Genomic DNA, 24395 nt, shown 5'->3' on the forward strand with positions numbered 1-24395 from the left:
AGTTTTTTCATATATTATTCTTTTTTATATTTCATTTTTTTGTAATTTCAATTCCAGAATAATAATAGCTTAAAATCTCCTGATAAGTTTTTCCCTCTTTTGCCATCTCATTTGCTCCATATATGCTAAGTCCATAACCGTGTCCTAAACCTTTGGTCACAATACGTACCCTGCCATCGATTTCCCTGATATAAAAACAGGCGGAATTCAGGGAAAATGCCTTGCGGAATTCCTCCCCGCTGACACTACTGTTCCCAACCTGTATGGTTTTTACATATCCGCTTTCTTCCCGCTCTGTCACCACCAGCGTATTCACCCAATCCTCCGCGGTAAGTCCTGCTTCCGGAAATGCCTGATTGCAGGTATCCGCCAATTCTCCTGCATCATAGAATTCCACCCTAAGGAAATCCTCTGATGTAATGTCCCATATGGATTCCACGCTTTTGAGATAAGGAAGCTCTGTCCCTCTCGTTTTCTCTGCACTAACAGCAAAATAGGGAGCTTCGACTTCCTGCCCCTGATATGTTAAGACTTCCCCCTCGGTATCTATCAGGCAATTTTCTAATTTCTGATAATATCGATTATAATTTTCATTTCCAAATAGTTTTGTCTGCTCTGCAATACTCAGTCCCGTCTCCGGTGCTTTTCCCTGCGACAGGGCATATTCATAATTAGTCCGCACAATAACTGCCTGCGCACGAATTGCCTCTTCCTCATAGGTAACCGGGATATCCCGTGCCAGAATAGACACAAGAGCAGCCATCTTCTCTTCTTCACCGGGATGACTGCTCTTATGTTGTATTTCATTGCTGTCTGTATCCAATAATATCTCATCCCCCTGGAACACCAGGGTCATAAGTATCGGTAATCCTGCAATAATCAGACACAGACACAGTATCATTTTTATTTTTTCTTTCATATCCTGTCCACTCCTGTTCTACATATATATGTAACAGAAATGGATGTATACCAGTAAAATATTACTGTTTCATACGCTGTCTTATCTCATTGGAAAGTTCCGCAAACTGCTCTAAGGACAGTGCCTCTCCGCGAATGTTCTCCGGAACTCCAAGGCTTACAATGCTCTCCTGTATTACTTCCTTTGGTAAATGAATCTCCGGGGAATTGTTCAGACCGTTTGCCAGTGTCTTTCTGCGCTGGTTAAAGGATGCCCGGATAATGCAGAACATCAGCTTCTCATCTTCCACTTCTACCGGCGGCTTCTCATGACGGGTCAACCGGATAACCGCACTGCCCACATTCGGTCTTGGCATAAAACAATTTGGTGGTACGTTTGCCACGATTTCCGGCTTCGCATAATACTGTACTGCAAGGGAAAGTGCTCCATATTCCTTGCTTCCCGGTCCCTCCTGCATACGTTCTGCCACTTCCTTCTGCACCATAATCGTAATGCTGTCGATTGGCACATGGCTCTCAAACAGTCCCATAATAATCGGTGTGGTAATATAATAAGGCAGATTCGCCACTACCTTGATTGGCTTTCCCTGGTTCTTCTCTTCTGCCAGCTTACAGATATCAAGCTTTAAAATATCTTCATTAATTACTGTTACATTGGAATAATTCTTCAGTGTGTCCGACAAAATCGGAATCAGATTCTTATCTATCTCCACCGCAACCACTTCTCTTGCCCTCTCGCAAAGATACTGTGTCATAGTTCCGATTCCCGGACCAATCTCCAATACAAAATCATCCTCCGTCACTCCGGATGCATCGATAATCTTATCCAGCACATGAGTATCTATCAAAAAATTCTGTCCGAATTTCTTCTGAAAATTAAACCGGTACTTCTGCAGTACCTCTATTGTATTCTGTGGATTTCCTAATTCCGCCATGCCTGCTCCTTTATTTAACCGCTCTTTCTATCTTTTTCGAATAAATGTTCGTTTTTTTCTTGCCAGCTGCATTTTTCTGTGTTACAATCATTTTAGAACAAATGTTCTGATTTGTCCAGTCCTTTTTATGATAACAGAGGAAAATAGTTCTACGCAACTATTATTGGGAATTTTATAGAAAAGGTGATTGCTTTGAACATAACAGAAAACATGTCTTTAATGGAAAAACTGACCATCCTTTCGGATGCCGCCAAATATGATGTTGCCTGTACCTCCAGCGGTGTTGACCGCAAGGGAAACGGCCGTGGCATGGGTAATTCCGTTGCTCCGGGAATCTGCCATACCTTCTCTGCCGATGGCCGCTGTATTTCCCTGCTTAAGATTCTTTTTACCAATGAATGCATTTTCCGCTGTGCCTACTGCCAGAATAACTGCAACAATGATGTGCCAAGGGCTTCCTTTACACCGGACGAAGTCTGCACCCTTACCATGGAATTTTACCGCAGAAATTATATCGAAGGTCTTTTCTTAAGCTCCGGTATTCTCATCAGCCCGGATTATACCATGGAACTGATTTATCAGACCCTTTATCAGCTTCGTGTCCGCCATCATTTCAACGGATATATTCATGTAAAAGCCATTCCCGGTGCCGACCCGGTTCTTATTGAAAAAGCAGGCTTTCTTGCCGACCGCATGAGCGTTAATCTGGAGCTTCCGACCGCAGACGGACTGAAGGCTCTTGCACCAAATAAGTCCCGCAAAACCATCTTAAAGCCCATGCGTCTGATTCAGAATGGCATTACGGAAAATCAGAATGAGCTGATGGTTTACCGTAAGACCCCGAAATTTGTACCGGCAGGCCAGAGCACCCAGATGATTATCGGTGCCACCCCGGAAAACGATTATCAGATTATGAAGGTTGCAGAAGGCTTGTACCAGAATTTCCAGTTGAAACGAGTCTTCTACTCTGCCTTTGTCAATGTAAATCACAATTCCAATCTGCCAACCCTTCCCGGTGGCCCGCCTCTTCTGCGGGAACACCGCCTGTATCAGGCAGACTGGCTGCTTCGCTTCTATGGTTTTTCTGCCGGAGAACTATTAAGCGAAGAGCGTCCGGATTTTAATATCTTCTTAGACCCGAAATGCGACTGGGCACTCCGCCACTTAGAAGCCTTTCCGGTAGAGATTAACCGGGCAGATTACAACACCTTACTACGTGTTCCGGGCATTGGTGTGAAATCCGCCAACCGCATTGTAAAAGCCCGCCGTCACAGCCGCCTTGATTTTTCCGATTTAAAGAAAATCGGAGTTGTCTTAAAACGGGCTGCCTACTTTATTACCTGCTCCGGTCGTATGATGTATTCCATTCCACAAAATGAAGATTATATCTGCAGCTGTCTGATGCAGGATATAACTCAGATTCCGAAGGAAATACGGGATTTCAGTTATAAGCAGATTTCCTTCTTCGATGAAGATGCTTTAAGTGATTTTAAACTGACCACCAACGATTTATGCGTCGGATAAACTGCTATAACCATGATTTTTCAGTAAACAGGAAAGGACTTTTTCTCATGAATATATTTCTATGTGAAGATTCCATCGATGGCATCTTTACCGGCATCTATGATGCCTGGGCCAGCAGATACGGGCACAAAAATATAAAGCTTTGTATCAATGATACGATAACTTACGAACTCTTTTCTGAATATATTACTGTCACACCGGATTCCGAAAAGAGCAAAAAGGTTGGACGCACCATTATTGCCCGTCTTGGCATGGAGGTCTATCAGGATATTCTTCAGGCGGTTCTTGCCCATGATGATAAGAAAAAGAATGAGCATCCGGACAAAGCCGACTGCATTTACCGTACACTCTTATATGGATTTTCTTTAGCGGATGGTCATCGGATTTTACAGGCTCTTGGCAATCCTTATATTGCAAGAGTCTTTGAACTGAGCCGTTCCACCGGAAATGAAGCCCACCATCTGCTTGGTTTTTTACGTTTTCAGGAACTGGAAAACGGAGTCCTGTTTTCTGCCATCCACCCTAAGAATCAGGTGATTTCCGTTCTGGCAGAACACTTTGCTGACCGCCTTCCGCAGGAACATTTTATGATTTATGACGCAACACACCAGATTGCCGCCATTCACAAAGCCGGCAGTGGATACTTCCTTACGGATGCATCCAATTTAAATCCGGACGTTATCACACGGCTTTCCCCTGCCGAGAAGGAATACCAGAAGCTCTGGTGCGGTTTCTTTGACAGCATTGCCATTGAAGCAAGAAAGAATCCGAAGCTGCAAAGTCAGAATATTCCAAAACGATTCTGGAAAGACACGGTGGAACTGGCATCCGATAAATAAATGTTTCTATTGTTTTCTGGCAGACTTTACCTGGCAGTCTCTACCCGGCAGACATTACCCGGCAGCAGAGTACATGCAGATGAAACCATAAACTGGATAATGTCTACTTTGCGCCATATCCTGGAAAAGATTTGTGTCCTGCCGGTATGACAGAAGAAGAACGTACCGATTATGCACTGTTTGAGCTGAATAAATTATTGAAATATATTGTCTATCCGGAAGATGTTGCCTGCATTTATATGAGCCGGTTATGGGCGAAGGCGGCTATGTCGTTCCTTCCAGGAAATTCGTACAGAGTGTCCGTGAAATTTGTGATAAACATGGTATTCTCCTGATTTTGACGAAATCCAGTGTGGCTACAGACGTACCGGAAAAATGTGGGCAAGCCAGAACTTCGACGTTGTGCCTGATATTATGACAGTTGGTAAAGCCATTGCCGGCGGTCTTCCAATGAGTGCCGTGATTTCCACCCCGGAAATTATGGATAAATGGCCGGTTGGTACCCATGGAACCACTTTTGGTGGAAATCCTTGCGCTGCCGCTGCAGGATGCGCTGTCTTAAAGGAATTTGAAGATGGCACCTTAATTGAAAATGTCAATAAAATGGGAGCTTATTTAAAAGAGAAATTATTTGCTTTAAAAGAAAAATATCCTTGCATCTCCGATGTCCGTGGTATCGGTCTTATGGTTGCCATTGAATTTTCCCATGAGGATGGCTCCCCGGCACCAGACATCTGGGCAAAAGTAAAGAAGGGCTGCTTAGAACGCCATATGCTTACCTTAAACTGTGGCGTAAATGGAAATGGTATGCGGTTTGCCACTCCATTAAATGTCAAAAAAGAAGAAATCGATGAGGGACTTTCCATTTTAGAGGCTTCCATTCAGGCATTATAATTACGGGAAACACGCCTGGCGAGCTACTCACATAAATAAAAGCCTTGCATTTTATTTTGACAACGTTTAGGATGAGAATATCAGTAAATTGACAGAACAGAGGAAATGCTATGGGAACATTATTATACCAGTCCATTGCGGACGATATCGAACAATTAATTTTACATAAAGAATATAAGGATGGTGACTGTCTGCCTTCCGAGCGTGTTCTTGCAACACAATATGGAGTCAGCCGTAATGTCATCCGGGAAGCCATCAAGATTCTTACCGAGAAAAAACTGGTTACGAATGTAATCGTAAAAGGCAATTATGTTACGCTTCCAAATGAAACGGATCTTGTAGATATGGTTGAATCTGCCCTGAACACTTCCGCTTCGTGTCTTCTATATGACACTGAATAACCTGATCAGTAAATCGATTTATTATGGTGAAGGAAATACCTCTTATGGAAGAATTACTGCACAGCAGGAGCATGAACAAATTTTATTATCCCTTAAGAACCGGGATATGGATGCTTATAAAACGGCTATCCACCTACACTTAGAATTAATCAGGCAGCTACTCCAGTAGGAGTGCTGCCCCTTTTTATTTACTTATTGCTGATATTTTTCCAGTATAAGTTTCGCCTGCTCTTCATCTATCTGCAGTTCTTCCTGCAATAATGACAGAATTTCCGTATCTTCTTTTCCAAGTTTACAGCTGAGTTTTATAATGCCTTCTTCCAGACCTTCTCGTTTTCCCTCCTGCAAGCCTTCTTTCTTACCTTCTTCCAGTCCGGCTTTTCTTCCTTCTTCTTCGCCCTGTCTTCGAATCCTCTCTTCTCTCTCAAAACTCTTCATATATGCAAGACCTACCTCTCCATCCCGCTTGACTGCTGTTACCATCCGGTGTAACTTTTTCAGATTCTCGGTGGAAGCATTCTCTATGGATGAATGCTCCATGTAATGCAGTAACTGTTTTAATTCCTCTGGTGGGTTTCCTTCCCTTCCTCTTGTATACAAAAATATCGTCTGCGCACCATCCTCATACTCTAATTCCGGCACTTCGATACAACAATTCTTGATAGTATACACCATACGATTCAGTCCAAAGGGGTCATAGGTTGTAATAAAAATTACGATGACATTCCGAAGACTCCCATAGGTATCACCTGCAGTCAGATTGCCTGCATCAATCTTCGCATGGTAAAACCGGACTCTTCGTGGCAATGATACAATTTCTTCTTTCCCGTCATTCTGATCCGGTTCTATATCAAAGATTTCTCCGTTCTCCTCATCCAGATACACATCCAGCCGAATGCCGTGGGTTTCCAAATTTTCTCCGCAGAAGAAACGCTGTGGCACTACCGTAAGCTTTCCTATCTGCCGGTGCAGAATACACTCCAAAATATACCTCGCCGACTGTTCCCCATAAATTTTGTGGCTGGTCAGGCTGTTTACCAGAAAGTCATCCACCAGATTCAGTTCTTCTAAAGTTTTCATGTTTCCTCCTTTTCCCATAATGCAAGGAAAAGCAGGATTACATATCCTGTTCCGATTCTGAAATTCCGCTTATTCAATGCACTATGCGTTCGTAAATTGTAATAAGAATTTAAAAGCATAGAATTCATTGAATTGATACCAGAAATTTAGATTGGCTTTTGCCACTCGAAAATCAGAATATATGCTTTGTGTTGATTGTAACAAATGCATATTTATAATACAAGTAAAATATTTATAAAATCTGATTCCCTTCTGACAGGAAGGTCACCTCACTTTTTGAAATAATTTTTTTGCATTTTCCCAGGTAACTGCTTCCACTTCTTCCGGTGTTGTTCCGGTCAGTTCGGCAATGGTTTTTACTACATAAATAAGATTTCTTGAATCGTTCCGGGTGCCACGATGCGGTTCCGGTGCCATATAGGGACAGTCAGTTTCCAATACAATGTGAGGCAGTCCGATTTCTGCTACGGTCTCCTTTAACTTCTTTGCATTTTTAAAGGTAACTACACCGCCGACACCAATATAATATCCCATTTTCACATATTCTTTCGCCATTTCCTTGGAATAAGAATAACAATGAATGACACCCGGAATGTCATCCTTATGGGCCTGCTGCATAATTTTCATGGTATCCTCTGCGGCATCTCTGGAATGAATGATAACCGGAAGACTCATCTCTTTTGCCAGCGCAAGCTGACGGCAGAACATTTCCCGCTGTGCCTGCTGCACTGTTGGCTCCTTATCCCAATAATAATCAAGCCCGATTTCTCCGATGGCAACGGTTTTCTCCCAGGAAGCCTTTCCCTTTATCCATGCTAAATTTTCTTCCGTTGCATCTTCGATATTGCTTGGATGAATTCCGATTGCCGCATAAATATAATCGTATTTCTCTGCCAGTGCAACACTGTCCACACAACCGGCGAAGTCTGCACCAACATTAATTACCCTTTTTATTCCTTTTTCCGGAAGGGATGCTATCAGCTGTTCTCTATCCTCTTTGAATTTTTCATCATCATAATGTGCATGTGTCTCAAAAATCATAAAAATCCTCTTTCTATTTTATAAATGCTGGTAATAAAATACCGCCAGCTGCGTCCGGTCCCTTAAGGACAGCTTTTCTAATATGCTGCTGATATAGTTGCGGACAGTCCCTTCACTTAAAAATAAGGCTTCCGCAATTTCTTTATTGCTGCGTCCCAGTGCCACCTGGTGAATGATTTCCTGTTCTTTTTCACTGATATCATAGCTGGCATAGTCAAGGCTTTCCTTATTCTGCATCAGAACCGGAAGCTTATTCACAATTTCCCCACCAAAAACGCTCTGTCCGCTCATGACTGCATTTAACGATGGAACAATTGCTGCAAAATCCTGCTTCAGGCAATAGCCTTTCGCACCGATTCGTAACGCCTCCACAATATATTCATCATCGGAAAATGTGGTCAGAAACAGCACCCTTGCCGTCTTGTCTTCTGCAAGAATCTGCTCTGCCGCATCCAGCCCATTCATTGGCTTCATCTGGATATCCATTAATAAAATGTCCGGCTGAAGCTCTTCATATAATTTTACCGCTTCACTTCCATCGGTGCCTGTTCCGACTACATCCACTCCCTTGGCGCAGAGAATGGTCTGCAGGGAAAATACCACATCTTCGTCATCATCTACTATCAGGACTCTCATACTGCCTCCTCTTTCTTTCGAATTGATATAAATATTTTAAAACCTTTTTCGCAGTTTACATGAATGCTTCCGCCCAGCGACTCCACACGTTCCCGCATATTCGAAAGTCCCATGCCTCCGGCTGCACTCTTAAGGTCATCCTTTTCTTCCCGCATCTGCTCCGTTGCCTTTTTCTGCTTTTCCTCATCCGTACCATTGTCCTCGATGGTCATCTGATACAGTGCCGGATGTTCCCTGAGAACAATCTCAATCCGGTCACCGTTGCTGTATTTGACAATATTTGACATTGCTTCTTTTACGGCTGCGATAAAACAATATTTGACTTTTCGTGGAACATTCTGTGACATATCGTATTCTAAATCCAGATGATAATGCTGCTTCATTTCCCGGGTTGCCTCTAATAATGCCTGCTTTAAATCCACGGAATCATCATGCAGATCATGCACACTTTCCCGGATATTATTCATGGCAAGATTTAAGGTATCATTTACCTTTAAAAGCTGACCATGCAGCGGTTCTTCCTCATATACCGTGCCAAGTGCTCCCATCTGAAGGATTGCCCGGGAGAGCATATGTCCCACATTATCATGGATTTCCCTTGCAATCCGGTTCCGCTCCTTTAGTGTTGCCATATAGATTTCCGTATCCTGTTCCTCTAAAAGCTTGCGGTTCTTCTCCCGCATCACAAGGCTTAACTCTGTGCTGGTATCCCGGAGTCGTATCAGATTCCGCTTCAATTCCGTTGCCTGCCTGGTGCAATGAGCCAACAGCACCGCCACTAATGATAAGAACAGCCAGATGGCTGTCATCCACGGCTGGTACACCGGCAGTGCATAAAAGAATAAAACTGCAAATCCCATGCCCCACCACAAACTGAACCAGAAGCTGTCAAAAAATACCAGCGGCAGCAAAAAAGTAAAGCCCGGCTCGATTAGACACAGTACTGCCATTGCTATCAGCAATGCACCAATGACTTTCCGGTTTTCAATATAAAGAGTCAACGCTGCCACAATCAGACCAATGATGAAGATTACAACTCTGCGGTAGTCTCCCTCTAACTGGAAAATAAGGCAGCTGCACATGGCAAAAAGAAGTAACTTATCCAGTATTCTTAACATTCTTCTTCCCCTTCCTTAGGGTTCTACTGCATTTACTGTATCATTTTTCCTAAGATATGACAAATGTCATTTTATTTCCTGACAGAATGCACTTACCAGTCCTCCGCTCACTCTACTATACTACATTTATAAAACCGCTATTATTTATCTCTATCTACAGGAGGCATAACATGGATGCAATACAGATTTCACACTTGAAAAAATATTATTCCGATATAAAAGCAGTAGATGATATTTCTTTTTCTGTTAAAAAAGGAGATTTATTTGGACTGCTCGGTGTAAATGGTGCCGGAAAATCCACTACAATTCATATTCTTTGTACCTTACTGAAAGCAACTGCAGGAACTGTCAAAATATGTGATTACGATGCTTTAAAAGAAGCCAATGCCATCCGCAATAAAATTGGAGTTGTTTTTCAGAATAATACTTTAGATGATTATCTGACCGTAAAAGAAAATCTTTTGATGAGAGGCTTTCTATATGAAAAAGATTTAAAGACGGTTCAAAAAAATCTCTATGAGATTGCCGAAATTCTTAACATTCAAAATTTATTATCACGACCTTTTCGTAAATTATCCGGTGGTCAGAAACGACGCTGCGAAATTGCCCGGGCACTCATGAATACTCCTGAAATATTATTTCTAGATGAGCCTTCTACCGGGCTTGACCCGCAGACCAGAAAACTTATGTGGGACTGTCTGGAAAGTCTCCGGTTAAAGCGCCATATGACAATTTTTCTCACCACACACTATATGGAAGAAGCCTCTATGGCACAACAACTTTGCATTATGGATGCCGGAAAAATCATTGCTTCCGGCTCTCCATCCCAGTTAAAAAATAAATATGCTTCCGATACTTTAAAAATCTATACTGACAAAATTACACCATTGAACCGGGAATTGGCTGCTCTTTCACTGGCTTCTTATCGTCTCCCTAACGGAATTGCAATTTCCCTATCTACTACCAAAGATGCTTTGCATATCATGCCCCAGATAACCACTCCCTATGATGGCATTGAAATTATTCAAGGCAGTATGGATGATGCTTTTATTCAAATAACAGGAAAAAAACTGGAGGATTAACCTATGATACTAATTTCATTTATAAAACGTAATATCTTACTTTATTTCCGAGACCGAATCAGTGTATTCTTTTCTCTTCTTTCTACTCTTATTGTGTTAACCCTTATGATTGCATTTCTCGGACAGGGAAATATTGATTCCACAATTCAGGTTCTTGGAACCGGTCTGAAATACGAAGCTGTTCATGCATCTTCGCTCATCATTATCTGGACCATTGCCGGTATCCTGGTTGTCAATGCCGTAAGCATTTCCATGACTCTGGTGGGAACCATGGTAAGAGATGAGGAATCCGGTAAGATATCTGCATTTTTTGTTGCACCTGTAAAACGTGGATACTATGTTGCAGGTTATGTCATTGCTGCAATTATTGTCTCCTTTATCATGTGCCTGCTCACATTGATAATCGGAATCACCTATCTTGGTATTGCCAATGGCTCCTTTATAACTGCCCATGATACTTTAGAAATTCTCTTTGCACTTCTTGCAATTATTTTTTCCTCTGCTTCCTTTGTCTTTTTATGCGCTTCTTTTATTCATACCAATAGTGCATTCAATGGTCTGACCACGCTTTTGGGTACTCTGATTGGATTTTTTGCTGCAATTTATGTTCCATACGGCAATATGCCCCAGACTCTTAAATATATCATCCGCTTTCTTCCAGCCTTTCAGGGGGCTTCCGCCATTCGTGAAATCTGGATGAATCAGGAATTGCAATGGTTTCATTGCCCCTCCGAAATAAAGACCGGATATGCGGATTATATGGGACTTACCATTTCTTTTGGAAATGCCACTCTTTCCCCTCATATGAAAATACTATATATGTTTATCTCCGGTCTTATCTTCCTTGGTCTTGCAACGGCTATTCTTTCAAGGAAAAGACAACAGGAACATTAAGATATGACAAATGTCATTTTATTTCCTGACAGAATGCACTTACCTTCTGCAGCTCTTTTCCCTATACTTAGGTTATAAGCGATTGCGAGAAGAGAAAATTTCATAAAGAAGCTGGCTTGCCAATGTCTGGCAAAAGCGCTGGAGCGTTCATCGGAATACGGATACCTTATGAGGCTTGTTAGGGGCACTTGGAATTTCGCCCAATATCCGGCAACGCCGGTACAGGGATGTACCGGCGAGGCGCATATGAACATGGATGCGAATTTGCGCCGGTTGCCGAAAAAACTACTCATGTTTCGAAATTCTTAGTGCCCCTTTTCAAGCATCATGCAGTATCCAGTTTCGACGAACACTCCAGTGCTTTTGATGTAACACAGCAAAACAGTTTTTATAAATTTCTTTTCTCCTCTCGCAATCGCCTGCACAACCAATCAACCTAAAAAAGGAGGAAACCTATGAGTACCCCAGTTGTAAAAATAGAAAACCTGGTGAAACGCTACAAAGAGCTTGTAGCATTAGACCACTTTAACTTAGAAATTGAAGAAGGTGAGATTTTCGGTCTGCTCGGTCCAAACGGTTCCGGCAAGACTACGACCATCAACTGCCTTCTTTCCCTGCTTTCCTATGACAAAGGAAACATTGAAGTATTTGGGAAAAAGATGAACCCGGATAGTTATGACCTGAAGCGGCAAATCGGCGTTGTTATGCAGAACGTTGCCGTAGTAGATGAACTGACGGTATATGAAAACATTGATTATTTCTGTGGGCTTTATGTAAAAGATAAAGCACTCCGGAAACAGTATGTAGAGGAAGCCATTGCTTTTGTAGGCTTAGATGATTTCCGTAAATTCTTTCCGAAGAAATTATCCGGCGGACTTTTAAGGCGGTTAAATATTGCCTGCGGCATTGCCCATAAACCAAAGCTGATTATCATGGATGAGCCGACCGTTGCCGTTGACCCGCAGAGCCGGAATAAGATTCTTGAGGGAATCGTGGAGCTGAACCGGAACGGTGCCACCATCATTTACACTTCCCATTACATGGAAGAGGTGGAGCAGATTTGTTCCCGGATTGCCATTATGGACAAAGGAAAAAATCTTGCCATCGGCACGAAGGATGAATTAAAGCAGATGATTAAGAAGAGCGAAAGCATTTCCATTGATATCTTAGACCTGCCGGATGCAGCAATCGATGAAATCCGTGCTTTAAAACATGTTTATGAAGTGACTTACGAAAATCACATGCTGACTGTTTTATGCAGCGGTGGAAGCCACAATCTCATTCATGTGCTGGATTATCTGCAGCAGCATGAGATTACCTTCGGAAAAGTGTATTCCGAGCTTCCGACCTTAAATGACGTATTCTTAGAGATTACCGGCAAAGAATTAAGAGACTAGGAGGAAAAAGATATGCTTCAAATCATGAAATATCATTTCCGGATTCTCCTTAGAAATAGGGAGCAGATGTTCTGGATACTGCTTTTTCCGATTCTGCTTGGCATTATGTTCAAGGTAGCATTTTCCAATATCAGCAGTTCCGAAATACAAAAGCCGGTTTCCATTGCTGTTGTAGAAGAAAATAATTCGGATGCATTAAAAAATATCAAGACCTTTTTAGAAAAAACGGAATTAAAAGATGGCGTTGCCCTCTTTGTTCCAACCTACTGCACAGAAGAAAAAGCCGTTTCCCTGTTAAAGGACCAGACAGTGGATGGCATTTTGTATACAAATGATTCTGCATCTGATACAGTCACACTTTCCCTTACGGTTTCTTCTTCCAGCTCTGATACCGTCCGCATGAATCAGAGTGTTTTGCAGGCATTTGTAAAGCAGTACAATTCCTCGGTTTCTGCCATTGCGGATACTGCAAAAAATCACCCGGAGAACTTAGAAGCACTGCTTCAAAGTCTCTCTGAACAGGTTACTTATACCAAAGAAGTTTCTTTAAACAAACATAATACCAATACTTATACACAGTACTTTTACAATCTGATGGCTATGGCATGCCTCTTTACCAGCCTTTCCGGACTGTATATTTCCCTCAATAACCAGGGAAATCTCTCCGCCATTGGTGCAAGACGCAATATCTCTCCGGTTCATAAAATGAAGGTCATTATAGCAGAGCTTTTTTCCAATGTGATATTCCAGTTTATCTGTAATCTGGTTTCCTTTGCATTTATTGTACTGGTGCTTAAGATTGATTTAACCTACCATCTCCCACTGGCAATCCTAACGGTATTTGTCGGCTGTCTGACCGGAACTACCATGGGCTTTTTCGTAGGTTCCATCGGAGCCTTTTCCGAGGGAACGAAACAGGGAATTCTTGTCTCCGGCAGTCTGCTGCTTTGCTTCTTAAGCGGGCTTATGGTTGGAAATATGTGGATCATTGTCGAGAATACCTGCCCGGTTATCAACCGGATTTCACCGGCTGCCCTGATTTCCCGTGCCTTCTATACACTGGGCATTCAGGATAACCTAAACCAGTATTACCAATGTATTCTGACATTGGTTGGCATTTCCGCTCTCTTCTGTTTGGGTGGATTCTTACTGACAAGGAGGAAAAGATATGCAAGTATTTAAAACTTTTCTGAAAATTGCAAAGAAGAAATTTCCTTCGGTGCTTTTATACTATATTATTTTTACCGTTGTTGTAATTGCCATGAGTAAAATCGGAGCATCCGACCATGAAACTTCTTTTACTGCCACAAAGGCAGACATTTATATTATTGATGAGGATGACAGCACTGCAAGCCACGCTTTAAGTGATTATCTTTCCTCCATGCACAATCCGGTCACTTTAAAGGATACAGATACTATGACCTTACAGGATGCCCTTTATTATCAAAAGGTTGACTATATTTTAACCATCCCGGAAGGTTTTGAAGAACAGCTTACTGATTCTGATGCCAGAGATTTCCTTCCGGTTTCCATGCGAAAGGACAACTCCAATGGCTATTTTGTAGACCAGCAGGTAACTGAGTATCTTTCCAGTGTCCGCTTATTTATGGCTGGTGGCTTCTCTCTTTCCGAAGCAGTAACAAAATCCAGTGAATCACTTTCCAAAGGAAACGATACTACGGTTCTTAACCTTGAAGAAAAGGAAACGGATGGTGCACAGATTGGACTTACCTATTTCTTCCAGTATTTTCCTTATGTGCTCATTAATATGCTGTTACTTGGTATGACTCCGATTCTGATGACCTTTAACCAGAAAGATTTAGGTGCAAGGATTTCCTGCTCCTCTCTTTCCTTAAAGTCCAGAAATGCGCAGATTACTTTAGGATGTATCGTATTCAGTCTCTTTGTATGGCTGCTCTTTATCCTGACTGCACTTTTTATCTACGGACCAGACACTCTGTTCTCGATAAACGGACTCCACTCTCTTTTAAACAGTGCCATGGTTCTGCTGTTTTCCATAGCACTTACGCTCCTTGTAAGTACTTTTGCACTCAAACAGCAGTCCCTCAGTATGATTGCAAATGTTGCCTCCCTGGGATTGAGTTTCCTCTCCGGAATCTTCGTTCCGCAATACCTTTTGGGAAAAGGTGTTCTTGCTGTGGCGCATTTTCTTCCAACCTACTGGTATATCCGCCTCAATTCCATGCTAGGCGGTATATCGGATGAAATACTTACCACTGCGAAATACTGGCGCTTTATCGGTATCCAGTTTGGCTTCTTCGTCGCAATATTCTGTATTTATCTGGTTTCCAGCAAATACCAGAAACGCAGCCGCAACGCATAATAGAACCCCCGGAAAAACCAATTTGCAATGGTTCTTCCGGGGGTTCTTTATATAGCTAATCGGAAAATCTTATACTTAGCAGATTTCTGCTCCTGCCGGCATATCCTTTTCCGGTGTCAGAAGTGCTAATTCTCCATTTGCATCCTCTGCGCAAAGTAACATTCCTTCAGATAATACACCTGCAAGTTTTGCCGGTTTTAAGTTTACTAATACCATAACTTTCTTGCCGACCATTTCTTCCGGTGTGTACTGTTTGCGGATACCGGATACAATCTGTTTTACCTGGCTTCCGATTCTTACCTGTGAACACAGTAATTTCTTGGATTTCTCTACTGCCTTACACTCGATGATTTCACCAACCTGGAACTGCATTTTCATAAAATCATCATAAGTAATCTCTTCTTTTGGCTCGATGTCGATTACTTTTGCATTTTCATCACTTCCTGCACCTTCTACCGGTACATCTTTGCCCAATGCTTTCTGCTCTGCTTCGAATTCTGCTTTCTGGGCAGCGCGGATAGCTTCTACCTTCGGCATTACTTCCTTCGGGTCTAATCTTGCAAAAAGAATCTCCGGTTTCTCCGTTACTTTATTATCATTTGGATAAAGTCCAAACTGATTCAGCTCATCAAATCCACGCAGTCCTGTATTAAGCTGCGCTGCGATTTTCTCTGCGGTCTCCGGCAGAAAGCTTGCTAAAAGGCTTGCGCCGATAGCGATGGACTCGGTCAGATTATAAAGCACTTCGCTTAAGCGGTCTTTCTTTGCTTCATCCTTTGCCAGTACCCAAGGTGCTGTTTCATCAATATATTTGTTGCAGCGGCGGAATACGTTAAATACTTCTGTAATGGCATCTGCCACACGAAGTCCGGACATCTTATCTGCAATCTTATCTCTTGCACCGGTTACGACTGCCTTCAAGTCATTATCTACTTCTTCTGTGACTCCGGTGCTCTTTACGACACCGTCAAAATATTTATTGCTCATGGAAATGGTACGGCTTACCAGGTTTCCAAGGATGTTGGCAAGGTCGGAATTGAAACGCTCTACAACCAGCTCCCAGGTAATGATTCCATCATTTTCAAATGGCATCTCATGCAATACGAAATAACGGGTTGCATCTACACCAAAGAGGTCTACCATATCATCAGCATAGATTACATTTCCCTTGGATTTGCTCATTTTCTCGCCACCCTGTAAGAGCCATGGATGTCCAAATACCTGCTTTGGCAGTGGCAGGTCTAATGCCATTAAGAAAATCGGCCAGTAAATGGTATGGAAACGGATGATATCTTTTCCTATTAAGTGTAAATCTGCCGGCCAGTTCTTCTTGAATAAATCGGAAGAATTGCCATCTGCATCATAGCCAATCTTGGTAATGTAGTTGGTCAGTGCATCCAGCCATACGTATACTACATGCTTTGGATCAAAGTCTACCGGAATTCCCCAGGAAAATGAGGTTCTGGATACGCACAAATCCTGAAGTCCCGGAAGTAAAAAGTTGTTCATCATCTCATTCTTACGGGATACCGGCTGGATAAACTCCGGATGCTCATTGATATATTCGATTAACCGGTCCGCATATTTGCTCATTTTAAAGAAATATGCTTCTTCTTTTGCCGGCTGTACTTCACGTCCACAGTCCGGACATTTTCCATCTACCAGCTGGGATTCTGTCCAGAAAGACTCACATGGAGTACAATAAAGTCCCTCATAGGAACCCTTATAAATATCACCTTTATCATAAAGTTTCTTAAAAATCTTCTTAACCTGTGTCTCATGGTCTTCATCGGTAGTACGCACGAAATTATCATAAGAAGTATTCATCAAATCCCAGATTCTCTTTACTTCTCCGGCAACTTCGTCTACGAACTGCTTCGGTGTAATTCCTTTTTCCTCTGCCTTTAATTCAATCTTCTGTCCATGTTCATCGGTACCGGTCTGGAAATATACATCATAGCCTTCCAGTCTCTTGTATCTTGCGATTGCGTCTGCCAGTACAATCTCATAAGTGTTTCCAATGTGCGGTTTACCTGATGTGTAGGCAATCGCGGTGGTCATGTAAAACTTTCCTTTGCTGCTCATCTTCATTCTCCTTTTTATACTTTTGGTGCTCCTCAAGCGTTCCTGCGAGCCGCTTCGCTACTCGCGACCTGAGAAACTTCGTTTCACAGGTTTTCGCGGTATTTCTCAAACGTTCCTGCGAGCTGCTTCGCTACTCGCGACCTGAGAAACTTCGTTTCACAGGTTTTCGCGGTGCTCCTCAAATGCTCGTGCAAGCACGGCATTTTCATCGCTACTCGCGAAAAAAAATCCCGTCTTCTAATGAAAGAAGACGGGTGTTATCCGTGTTACCACTTCTATTTTACACATACCTTACAATATGTGCCTCATGAAGTATCCTGCAATACTCCCCGCTATAACAGGCGGTCCTGTCGAAGCCTTGTCTCTTAGGATTCAGCCCCGCCACTCCAAAGCCATCTTCCATCTATCGCCCTTGATTCCATCTCAGCTAAACCTTGCGGTTTATTGGAACTCTCTGTACAATTCCGATAAATGTACTCTCTTCTTCCTTGCGTTTATCATCTAGGTGTAAAACTAACACAATTTATTTGAAAAGTCAACCTTTGCAACCGGACCATCCGATATCCTTAAGCTTCACAAATTGCCTTTATCATCTGGTAAATCTCATCTTTATTTTTCTGCAATACTAATTCAAGTTCAGAATAGAGAAGATTTTCTGCCAGATTAAAATAACGTCCATCTACTGTAGTTGTTTTCTTTCCCTGCTCCTGGCGCGTCTTTTTCCTCTGATAGATTAGCTTTATAATACAATTTGTTGGAATCTGCTACAAAATCCGGATTTACAATGTCCTTTATTTTGCATACTCCATTTGTTGATTTTACAATATATGCTCCAATTGGATACATTTTCTCACCTCTGACACCGCATATTTTCGCTTTTTATGATAAACTTTTCAGTCTGCGATTTCAAAGGCACTTTTTCACAATTTTAGAATTGCTATGGTTGTATATTTATTCCACATGGAAATACTGTACGCTTCCTGCCAGCTGGTCAGCAATCTCACGAAGCTGCTCTGCGCTCATGTATACCTGCTTAAAGGTATCTACAACCTCTTCCGTATCTTCGTAAGTCTTTTTCGTTCCGGATACACTGTCCTGCGCTATATTAGAAAGAGTCTCAACTGCCTGCAGAACCTCATTTCTCACATTCGCAAGATGCTCTGTGGTCTCTTTAATCTGCTGGATACTCTGCATGGAATTGGCTATCTGTGCCACAACCTCTTCCACCACCTTCTGGGTATCCTGCATGCTCTCACTCTGGCTCATAATGATTTCCTGCATCTTCTGCATAATCTCTACAGCCTTCTGGGAATCCTCACTTAACATCATGGCAGTCTCTTCAATCTCACTGCTGGACTGGTTAGACTGCTCAGATAATTTCTTAATCTGTTCTGCAACTACGGCAAATCCTTTTCCGTTCTCTCCTGCTCTGGCTGCCTCTATGGATGCATTCAGACTAAGTAAATCTGTCTCTTCTGCAATCGATGCGATAAATGCGGTTGCTTTGTAAATCTGCTGGACAGAATCGTTGGTACGGTTGGTCTGTTCCTGTACTTCGCCAATAATCCGCTCTACTTCGCCATTGATGCGCTGGAGATTTGCCAGTGTCTCCGCTGCTTTTTCACTGGATTCATGCATAAATGCCGCATTGCTGTTTAATGCCTCCACCTCAGCAGAAGTCTCTGTTATATTATCTCCCATCAGCCGCATATGTTCTGAGGTACTCTTTGAATTCTCTGCCTGCTCCGTAGAATTTTCTACAATACGGTTTACGGCTGTGCGCACCTTATTCATGGTTCCATTGGTATTATCGGCCGCTGTTCCAAGCAGAGAAGATGCCTCTAACAACTTCTGCACATTCTGATTGATTTCAAGTGTTGTCCGCTGCATCGCATCACGCAGGGTAATCGTAACTCTGGAAAGGTCTCCGATTTCATCCTTACTCTTAAGCAGCTTATTATTCACCTGTACATTCAAATCGCCTGCTGCAATCTTCTCCACCGTTTTAATACTGGTTCTGATATTCCTGCTGATAGTGCTTGCCAGCTTCGTGCTGACAATCAGGCAGACCAGCATAATTGCCACCACCGCTGCCACAATCGATCCTAAAAGCCGCATTACAACAGCATCTTTATCCTGCTTATTGGTTCCTACGAATACCATTCCCACAATATCTGTATCGGAGCCATTCTGATATACCGGCATAAAATAACCATAATTTAAAGTTCCTTCTATAGATACTGCTTCACTAAAATATTCTTCTCCACCATTTAATACTTTTTCTACAATGACATCTCCTGCTTTGGATTTTAAGATACGATTTCCATTCTCATCCGTTGCTGAAGTCATGATTCGTTTATCTCCATAGAAAAAAGTTACATCCATTCCGGTATTATCTTTAATCCGGTCTACCAGATTCTCTGATTTGGAAATATTGTAACTTCCCTTCCAGATGTCCCCATTGCTGGTCTCAAGATAATCTCCGGTATTCTGGTCATATGCTGCCAACGTTGCGGCAGCGGTTCCCTTTAATGCATCCTTTGTCTCATCCATCATGGAATTCTTTACCATGGTTACGGTAAATAGTATGGTGATAATTCCTAATATCAATACCGGTCCAATTGTAATTGCCAGAATTTTTTTCTTTAGATTCATTTGCATCCCCCTACTCTACCACTTCAACCGTCTTAAAATACCAGTCTATTCCTCCGGTAATTGTCGCATCATCTAATGTTTTTCCTTCTTTTCCTACGGTTTCTCCGGTATTGGTCTCAATTACACCATCAAACACGCCATTTTCCCCGGAAAGGATTGCTGCCTTTGCCTCTTCAACTTTCTCCGTAGTTCCATCTGCGCAGAAATCAGCAAGCGACGTAAGTCCTACCAGGTTCTCATTCATTCCTCCATAATAATTGCTGCCATCCCAGGTTCCGTCGATAACACTCTGCACTGCTGATGTATAATAGGCACTCCAGTTCCAGATAACACTGCAAAGACAAGCCTCCGGTGCATTTTTACTCATATCAGAATTATAACCGATACTATAAACACCTTTTTCCTGTGCCAATGTCTGCGGATATTCTGTATCACAATGCTGTGCAATTACATCACAGCCCATGTTAAGAAGCGTCTCTGCTGCCGCCTTCTCTCCGTCCGGATCAAACCAGCTGTTTGTAACTTTTACATAGACCTTTGCATTCTGATTGACAGAATAAATTCCCATTGCAAATGCATCAATTCCGCCGGTTACCTCTGAATTAGTTGAATCCATCGCTGCCACATAACCGATTTTATCGGACTTTGTATTCATGCCCGCCACGATTCCGCTCAAGTAACGTGCCTGATAAATTCTTCCAAAATAATTATTGAAATTCTTTCCATTGCTCATATATCCGGTTCCATGGGAAAAATAAATATCCGGATATTCTTCTGCCATCTCTGCGGTGGTCTCCATATAACCCCAGCTCGTGGTGAAAATAATATTACATCCTTCGTCAATGCATTCCTGTATTGCTGCTCTGGTTGCATCTGCATCAGTATCCGAAATATTAATTTTACGCACAATCTGGTCATCGGAAAGATTTAAGTTCTGCTGCATTCCCTGAATACCAAGGTCATGGGTATAGGTATAGCCACTTCCCTCAGCCGGATCAGACAAATGAAGAACCCCTACCTTAATCTCATCTTTTGGTATTCCCCCGGTATTCTCCGATGTATCCGACGCCACTGCTTCAGAACTTTCTTCTACACCATCGCTGTCTTCATTGGTAGCATAATCATCTAGCTGCGAACTCTTCCCACATCCGCCAAAAACAAAGCTGGCAATCAGTAACATGACTCCGGTCAGCTTTATCATTCGTTTCTTCATAAATACTGCACCTCCCTGCCCTTCTCATTTATATTGGTATACCATTTATTATATCTTATGTTATTTTATAAAACAACCTACCCATTGGTATGATTTTCTCAAAACAAATGGGTAGGTTGTCCACTAATCTTCAAAGATATTCAGTTTTGCTCCACATTTTCCACAGAACTCTGTGTCCTCCGGCACAGTAGCGCCACACTGCGGGCACTGACGCGCTCCTTTAATCTTTAATACTTCCTCTTTCATATGGTCAATTGCTGCAAATGCCTCTGCAATTGCCTGCATCTGCTGTCCATATGCACCATCTGCTTCTTCCTTGTGGTCTTCATAATAAAGCTTTCCAATCTGTGCATACTGCTTTTCAATAAAATCCTCTTTTGCCTTGATGTCAAAGTTTAACTTTGCAGTTCCGGATAAATCCTTTGCCTTCTGTGTGACATCCTTTCCTGCAGTTACCAGTTTCTCTCCCATGCGGTCAAAAAAATCCATTGTGTATCCTCCTTTTCTTACTATATTCCCCTGTGCGTCCGCACTTTACCTGATTATATACCTCTTGATATTGCTTTTCAATTGGGCGAATTTTAAAAAAGAATAAAATTTTGGTCAAACGGATGTCTGCACCGTTTACCGGGTCCGGACGCGATAAAAGGGCGGCAAGGGGCACTTGGAATGCCAAATGTCCGTGTTGTTCAGCAAAGTGCAGATGCATGATAAGAGCAGCTAGGGGCACTTGGAATTTCGGATAGTGCCAGGCAACGCCGGCACAGGGACGTGCCGGTGAGGCGCAGATGAACATGGATGTGAATTTACGCCGGTTGCCAGTCAATCTCATATCCCTTCGAAATTCTTAGTGCCCCTTGCCGCCCTTATGTCGCATTCGGACTCACTGAACAGCACGGACATTACGCTTCTTTCACCCCCTAACGCTTTCCCCGGAAAACTTCATTCTTTTTTAAAGATTTTTCCAGATAAAATGTGCTATACTCTAGGTACGAATGCGAACCACAAGGAGATATCTATGAAGCAAAGATTTATTGCCCTGATTTGTATTGCCACCCTGGTCTTTTGCGGATGTGGTGGGAAGAAACAGTCTTCTGTACAGACGGATTCCGGCAGTGAACAGCCGGACGCTACAGAAGAGTCAACAGAACAGTCCCGGAATGACCCGGTAACAATAACATTTAATTCCAAAACAGAGACTTATCATGCCGATGATTTATCTACTGTTTTATTATATACCTCCTATCAGAAACCCATGGTGACCATAGACGGTCATCCGAAGATTTCCAAAACCATTACACAATCTTTAAACGAAGAACTGGATGCTTTCCAGGATGCCCGATTAGAAAGTCTGCTTTCCGCAAGAATTTCTTTTGCTGAGTCACCGGATTCCTTTTCCGCCTATCACTTAGATGAGGATTTTTCCTGTACCAGACAGGACAGCCGGATTATCTCTTTTGAGAGTACCAGAAAAGAATTTACCAGTGAGGAGACCCACAGTGCTGCTTATGGTGGGTTTAATTATGATCTGGAAAATGGCAAAACACTTACTCTTTCTGATATTGCTACAGATTCCAATGCCCTGATAAACAGTGCACTTTCTTTTATTAACCAGCAGCTTTTGTTACCGAACTACGGCAAAATCAGCCAGCTTGCCAAACATGACGGCTCCGATGTATCTTCGAACCTTTTAAAACATGTACTGAGGGATGGCAACTGGTATTTTACCAAAGGCGGTATTACCTTTATCGCCAATCATGGTGCTATTACACCGTCTTATTCCGATACACTTTTATTTTCCGTTCCTTATCAGCAGCTGAATGCCCTGAAGGCTGAATATCATTACACCGGTAATTTTCAGTTGAACGCTTTAATGGGGTCTGCTGTTTCTGCAGATATGGATGGAAACGGAGAAATGGATGCCGTCTACTATGACACCACTTACAACGAAGAAACGGGAATGCTTTCTTCTACCCTGACGGTAGATGGAACAGATTATTCTGAAATGCTTTATAATGGCGACTTTACACTGTCCCGCAGTGCTGCCTCCGATATAACAAATGAATATTATCTCATTGACCTTGATACAACAGATGAATATATCGAGCTTGCCATCCCGGATGATGGATTAAGAACAACCTATTTCTTCCGCTATGCCGGCTTTCATCTGGAATACTTAGGTTCCATTCCGGACCTGATAGACAGCTCCACCTTCCAGCTTAACAATGTACTTTCCCAGTTAGAAGAATCGGAAAATTAGTCAGCATCCTGCAGTATCTGCCACCGGCAGCTTCTTACAGATATTTTTGCTGCGCGCATAACACAATAAGAAGCCCACAAAAACGGGCTTCTTATTTCTTATCAAATATATTATCTCATACAGATATAGACCATATATCCCGCATAGGAAAGCAGCATAATTGCTCCTTCAATGCGGTTTATTTTCTGCCTGCTCCAGGCAAACAGCAGTACCATTATGCTCATTGCAATTAAGATTACAATATCAATCACATTTTCCATGATAAAGGCGACCGGACTTATGGCTGCGGCAATACCAAGAACAAAAAGGATATTGAAAATATTAGAACCAATGACATTTCCCAAAGCCATATCTACTTCATTTTTACGGGCTGCCACAATAGAGGTTACCAGCTCCGGTAATGACGTTCCCATTGCTACTATCGTAAGCCCGATTAAATTCTGGCTCAAACCAAATGCTGCTGCAATAGCAGACGCACTGTCTACTACCATGTCGCCACCAAATGCAATGGCTGCTGCTCCACCCACAATGTATACAAGACAGAGCCATACCGGGATTGGCTTTGCGCGTTCAATCTCATCTGCTTCCTCGGAAGCATCTGTTGTAATTCCTGCTGTTCTTGCCTTTAATGCAGAACGCACCATCCAGAACATGAAGAGAGCAAAGAAAATCAATAAAATCACACCATCTATTCTGCCAACGCTCATTCCAATGTAACCCAGCACTAAAAGCAGGGCTGCCATAAGCACAGAAAACGGAAATTCCTGCTTTAAGGTCTTTTTTCCTACTGCAAGCGGTGTAATTACGGCACAGAAGCCACAAACCACCATCAGGTTAAAGATATTTGAGCCAACTACATTACTGACTGCCAGGGCATTGTTTCCGGAAATAGATGCTGCCACACTGACGGCACATTCCGGCAGGGACGTTCCCATTGCCACTATCGTAAGTCCGATAATCAACGATGGCACCTTTAATTTCTTTGCAATTCCCGAGCTTCCTTCTACAAAGAAATCTGCTCCTTTAATTAACAGTACAAAACCAACTACCAGTAATACATATGTCCAGATTGTTGTCAT

Annotated in this window: 22 protein-coding genes and 1 pseudogene; 11 read left to right on the forward strand and 12 right to left on the reverse strand. The window is 42.4% G+C overall.

The features are described from left to right. Positions 1-31: 31 nt before the first annotated feature. Together DWY37_RS12865 and rsmA are read right to left on the reverse strand one after the other, a co-directional pair. Entirely contained in the window at positions 32-919 is an 888-nt protein-coding gene (locus DWY37_RS12865) for a SpoIID/LytB domain-containing protein (protein ID WP_118541119.1), read from the reverse strand. A gap of 61 nt (positions 920-980) precedes the next feature. Continuing rightward, on the reverse strand, positions 981-1853 hold the full coding sequence (gene rsmA, locus DWY37_RS12870) for a 16S rRNA (adenine(1518)-N(6)/adenine(1519)-N(6))-dimethyltransferase RsmA (protein ID WP_118541121.1): 873 nt from the start codon (positions 1851-1853) through the stop codon (positions 981-983). A gap of 192 nt (positions 1854-2045) precedes the next feature. Here rsmA and DWY37_RS12875 point away from each other — a divergent pair, with 192 nt between their 5' ends. The 5 genes and pseudogenes from DWY37_RS12875 to DWY37_RS12890 all read left to right on the forward strand — a co-directional run bounded on the left by DWY37_RS12875 (position 2046) and on the right by DWY37_RS12890 (position 5511). Beyond that, a complete protein-coding gene (locus DWY37_RS12875; protein ID WP_199650063.1) occupies positions 2046-3377 on the forward strand; it encodes a putative DNA modification/repair radical SAM protein in 1332 nt (443 codons plus the stop codon). Between the two features lie 47 nt (positions 3378-3424). Next, positions 3425-4216 (forward strand): TIGR03915 family putative DNA repair protein, encoded by a 792-nt coding sequence (locus DWY37_RS12880; RefSeq protein ID WP_118544552.1) that lies wholly within the window; start codon positions 3425-3427, stop codon positions 4214-4216. A gap of 146 nt (positions 4217-4362) precedes the next feature. Further along, the gene (locus DWY37_RS16180) at positions 4363-4551 is read left to right on the forward strand and encodes a hypothetical protein (RefSeq protein ID WP_243092117.1); all 189 of its coding nucleotides are present in this window, start codon (positions 4363-4365) and stop codon (positions 4549-4551) included. Next, a pseudogene (locus tag DWY37_RS12885) lies at positions 4467-5110 on the forward strand (aminotransferase class III-fold pyridoxal phosphate-dependent enzyme). Before DWY37_RS16180 ends, DWY37_RS12885 begins: the two are co-directional and overlap by 85 nt. Before the next feature lie 110 nt (positions 5111-5220). Then, positions 5221-5511, forward strand: a complete 291-nt coding sequence (locus tag DWY37_RS12890) for a FadR/GntR family transcriptional regulator (RefSeq protein ID WP_118541123.1) — start codon at positions 5221-5223, stop codon at positions 5509-5511. A 192-nt stretch (positions 5512-5703) separates the two neighbouring features. Here the strand turns inward: DWY37_RS12890 and DWY37_RS12900 are convergent, their stop codons facing one another. From DWY37_RS12900 to DWY37_RS12915, 4 genes are all read right to left on the reverse strand, one after another. Beyond that, positions 5704-6591 carry an Rpn family recombination-promoting nuclease/putative transposase gene (locus DWY37_RS12900; protein WP_118541125.1) on the reverse strand — a complete coding sequence of 296 codons (888 nt, stop codon included), beginning with the start codon at positions 6589-6591 and terminating at the stop codon, positions 5704-5706. Positions 6592-6855: 264 nt separating this feature from the next. Beyond that, positions 6856-7632, reverse strand: coding sequence for a TatD family hydrolase (locus DWY37_RS12905; protein WP_118541127.1), 777 nt, complete (start codon positions 7630-7632; stop codon positions 6856-6858). A gap of 18 nt (positions 7633-7650) precedes the next feature. Then, positions 7651-8268 (reverse strand): response regulator transcription factor, encoded by a 618-nt coding sequence (locus DWY37_RS12910; protein ID WP_118541129.1) that lies wholly within the window; start codon positions 8266-8268, stop codon positions 7651-7653. Then, positions 8265-9386: a sensor histidine kinase gene (locus tag DWY37_RS12915; protein ID WP_118541131.1), complete on the reverse strand. Its 1122-nt coding sequence runs from the start codon at positions 9384-9386 to the stop codon at positions 8265-8267. The genes DWY37_RS12910 and DWY37_RS12915 overlap by 4 nt, the downstream gene beginning before the upstream one ends. A gap of 170 nt (positions 9387-9556) precedes the next feature. Between DWY37_RS12915 and DWY37_RS12920 the strand changes: the two genes are divergently transcribed. From DWY37_RS12920 to DWY37_RS12940, 5 genes are all read left to right on the forward strand, one after another. Further along, positions 9557-10468, forward strand: a complete 912-nt coding sequence (locus DWY37_RS12920; protein WP_118544551.1) for an ABC transporter ATP-binding protein — start codon at positions 9557-9559, stop codon at positions 10466-10468. A 3-nt stretch (positions 10469-10471) separates the two neighbouring features. Continuing rightward, the gene (locus tag DWY37_RS12925; protein ID WP_118544550.1) at positions 10472-11362 is read left to right on the forward strand and encodes an ABC transporter permease; all 891 of its coding nucleotides are present in this window, start codon (positions 10472-10474) and stop codon (positions 11360-11362) included. A gap of 455 nt (positions 11363-11817) precedes the next feature. Continuing rightward, entirely contained in the window at positions 11818-12759 is a 942-nt protein-coding gene (locus DWY37_RS12930) for an ABC transporter ATP-binding protein (protein ID WP_117697909.1), read from the forward strand. Between the two features lie 12 nt (positions 12760-12771). Further along, positions 12772-13941, forward strand: a complete 1170-nt coding sequence (locus DWY37_RS12935; RefSeq protein WP_118544549.1) for an ABC transporter permease — start codon at positions 12772-12774, stop codon at positions 13939-13941. Next, a complete protein-coding gene (locus tag DWY37_RS12940; protein ID WP_118541143.1) occupies positions 13928-15103 on the forward strand; it encodes an ABC transporter permease in 1176 nt (391 codons plus the stop codon). Before DWY37_RS12935 ends, DWY37_RS12940 begins: the two co-directional genes overlap by 14 nt. A 75-nt stretch (positions 15104-15178) precedes the next feature. Here the strand turns inward: DWY37_RS12940 and metG are convergent, their stop codons facing one another. The 5 genes from metG to DWY37_RS12965 form a co-directional block, all read right to left on the reverse strand. After that, complete coding sequence (metG, locus tag DWY37_RS12945; RefSeq protein ID WP_118541145.1) at positions 15179-17188, reverse strand: methionine--tRNA ligase; 2010 nt, start codon at positions 17186-17188, stop codon at positions 15179-15181. Between the two features lie 663 nt (positions 17189-17851). Next, on the reverse strand, positions 17852-18034 hold the full coding sequence (locus DWY37_RS12950; RefSeq protein WP_227701260.1) for a hypothetical protein: 183 nt from the start codon (positions 18032-18034) through the stop codon (positions 17852-17854). A 105-nt stretch (positions 18035-18139) separates the two neighbouring features. Further along, positions 18140-19843, reverse strand: coding sequence for a methyl-accepting chemotaxis protein (locus DWY37_RS12955; RefSeq protein ID WP_117947486.1), 1704 nt, complete (start codon positions 19841-19843; stop codon positions 18140-18142). Positions 19844-19853: 10 nt separating this feature from the next. After that, entirely contained in the window at positions 19854-21056 is a 1203-nt protein-coding gene (locus DWY37_RS12960; RefSeq protein WP_118541147.1) for a BMP family ABC transporter substrate-binding protein, read from the reverse strand. Between the two features lie 123 nt (positions 21057-21179). Further along, positions 21180-21545 (reverse strand): zinc ribbon domain-containing protein, encoded by a 366-nt coding sequence (locus DWY37_RS12965; protein ID WP_022244247.1) that lies wholly within the window; start codon positions 21543-21545, stop codon positions 21180-21182. Between the two features lie 529 nt (positions 21546-22074). Between DWY37_RS12965 and DWY37_RS12975 the strand changes: the two genes are divergently transcribed. After that, positions 22075-23316: a hypothetical protein gene (locus DWY37_RS12975; RefSeq protein ID WP_118541151.1), complete on the forward strand. Its 1242-nt coding sequence runs from the start codon at positions 22075-22077 to the stop codon at positions 23314-23316. A 110-nt stretch (positions 23317-23426) separates the two neighbouring features. Here DWY37_RS12975 and DWY37_RS12980 read toward each other — a convergent pair whose 3' ends face one another. Next, positions 23427-24395 (reverse strand): calcium/sodium antiporter, encoded by a 969-nt coding sequence (locus DWY37_RS12980; RefSeq protein ID WP_117697919.1) that lies wholly within the window; start codon positions 24393-24395, stop codon positions 23427-23429.

Origin of the sequence: Roseburia sp. AF25-13LB, from assembly GCF_003478915.1 — a bacterium.
Taxonomy (GTDB): Bacteria; Bacillota; Clostridia; order Lachnospirales; family Lachnospiraceae; genus Roseburia_C; species Roseburia_C amylophila.

Excerpts from the sequence above, each read along its gene's own strand:
- DWY37_RS12980 (WP_117697919.1), bottom strand. The coding sequence starts at position 24,395 with ATGACAACAATCTGGACATATGTATTACTGGTAGTTGGTTTTGTACTG.
- DWY37_RS12935 (WP_118544549.1), top strand. The coding sequence starts at position 12,772 with ATGCTTCAAATCATGAAATATCATTTCCGGATTCTCCTTAGAAATAGG.
- DWY37_RS12960 (WP_118541147.1), bottom strand. The coding sequence starts at position 21,056 with ATGAAGAAACGAATGATAAAGCTGACCGGAGTCATGTTACTGATTGCC.
- DWY37_RS12975 (WP_118541151.1), top strand. The coding sequence starts at position 22,075 with ATGAAGCAAAGATTTATTGCCCTGATTTGTATTGCCACCCTGGTCTTT.
- metG (WP_118541145.1), bottom strand. The coding sequence starts at position 17,188 with ATGAGCAGCAAAGGAAAGTTTTACATGACCACCGCGATTGCCTACACA.
- DWY37_RS12910 (WP_118541129.1), bottom strand. The coding sequence starts at position 8,268 with ATGAGAGTCCTGATAGTAGATGATGACGAAGATGTGGTATTTTCCCTG.
- DWY37_RS12940 (WP_118541143.1), top strand. The coding sequence starts at position 13,928 with ATGCAAGTATTTAAAACTTTTCTGAAAATTGCAAAGAAGAAATTTCCT.
- DWY37_RS12925 (WP_118544550.1), top strand. The coding sequence starts at position 10,472 with ATGATACTAATTTCATTTATAAAACGTAATATCTTACTTTATTTCCGA.
- DWY37_RS12900 (WP_118541125.1), bottom strand. The coding sequence starts at position 6,591 with ATGAAAACTTTAGAAGAACTGAATCTGGTGGATGACTTTCTGGTAAAC.
- DWY37_RS12930 (WP_117697909.1), top strand. The coding sequence starts at position 11,818 with ATGAGTACCCCAGTTGTAAAAATAGAAAACCTGGTGAAACGCTACAAA.
- DWY37_RS12915 (WP_118541131.1), bottom strand. The coding sequence starts at position 9,386 with ATGTTAAGAATACTGGATAAGTTACTTCTTTTTGCCATGTGCAGCTGC.
- DWY37_RS12955 (WP_117947486.1), bottom strand. The coding sequence starts at position 19,843 with ATGAATCTAAAGAAAAAAATTCTGGCAATTACAATTGGACCGGTATTG.
- DWY37_RS12880 (WP_118544552.1), top strand. The coding sequence starts at position 3,425 with ATGAATATATTTCTATGTGAAGATTCCATCGATGGCATCTTTACCGGC.
- rsmA (WP_118541121.1), bottom strand. The coding sequence starts at position 1,853 with ATGGCGGAATTAGGAAATCCACAGAATACAATAGAGGTACTGCAGAAG.
- DWY37_RS12965 (WP_022244247.1), bottom strand. The coding sequence starts at position 21,545 with ATGGATTTTTTTGACCGCATGGGAGAGAAACTGGTAACTGCAGGAAAG.
- DWY37_RS12890 (WP_118541123.1), top strand. The coding sequence starts at position 5,221 with ATGGGAACATTATTATACCAGTCCATTGCGGACGATATCGAACAATTA.
- DWY37_RS16180 (WP_243092117.1), top strand. The coding sequence starts at position 4,363 with ATGACAGAAGAAGAACGTACCGATTATGCACTGTTTGAGCTGAATAAA.
- DWY37_RS12920 (WP_118544551.1), top strand. The coding sequence starts at position 9,557 with ATGGATGCAATACAGATTTCACACTTGAAAAAATATTATTCCGATATA.
- DWY37_RS12865 (WP_118541119.1), bottom strand. The coding sequence starts at position 919 with ATGAAAGAAAAAATAAAAATGATACTGTGTCTGTGTCTGATTATTGCA.
- DWY37_RS12950 (WP_227701260.1), bottom strand. The coding sequence starts at position 18,034 with ATGTATCCAATTGGAGCATATATTGTAAAATCAACAAATGGAGTATGC.
- DWY37_RS12905 (WP_118541127.1), bottom strand. The coding sequence starts at position 7,632 with ATGATTTTTGAGACACATGCACATTATGATGATGAAAAATTCAAAGAG.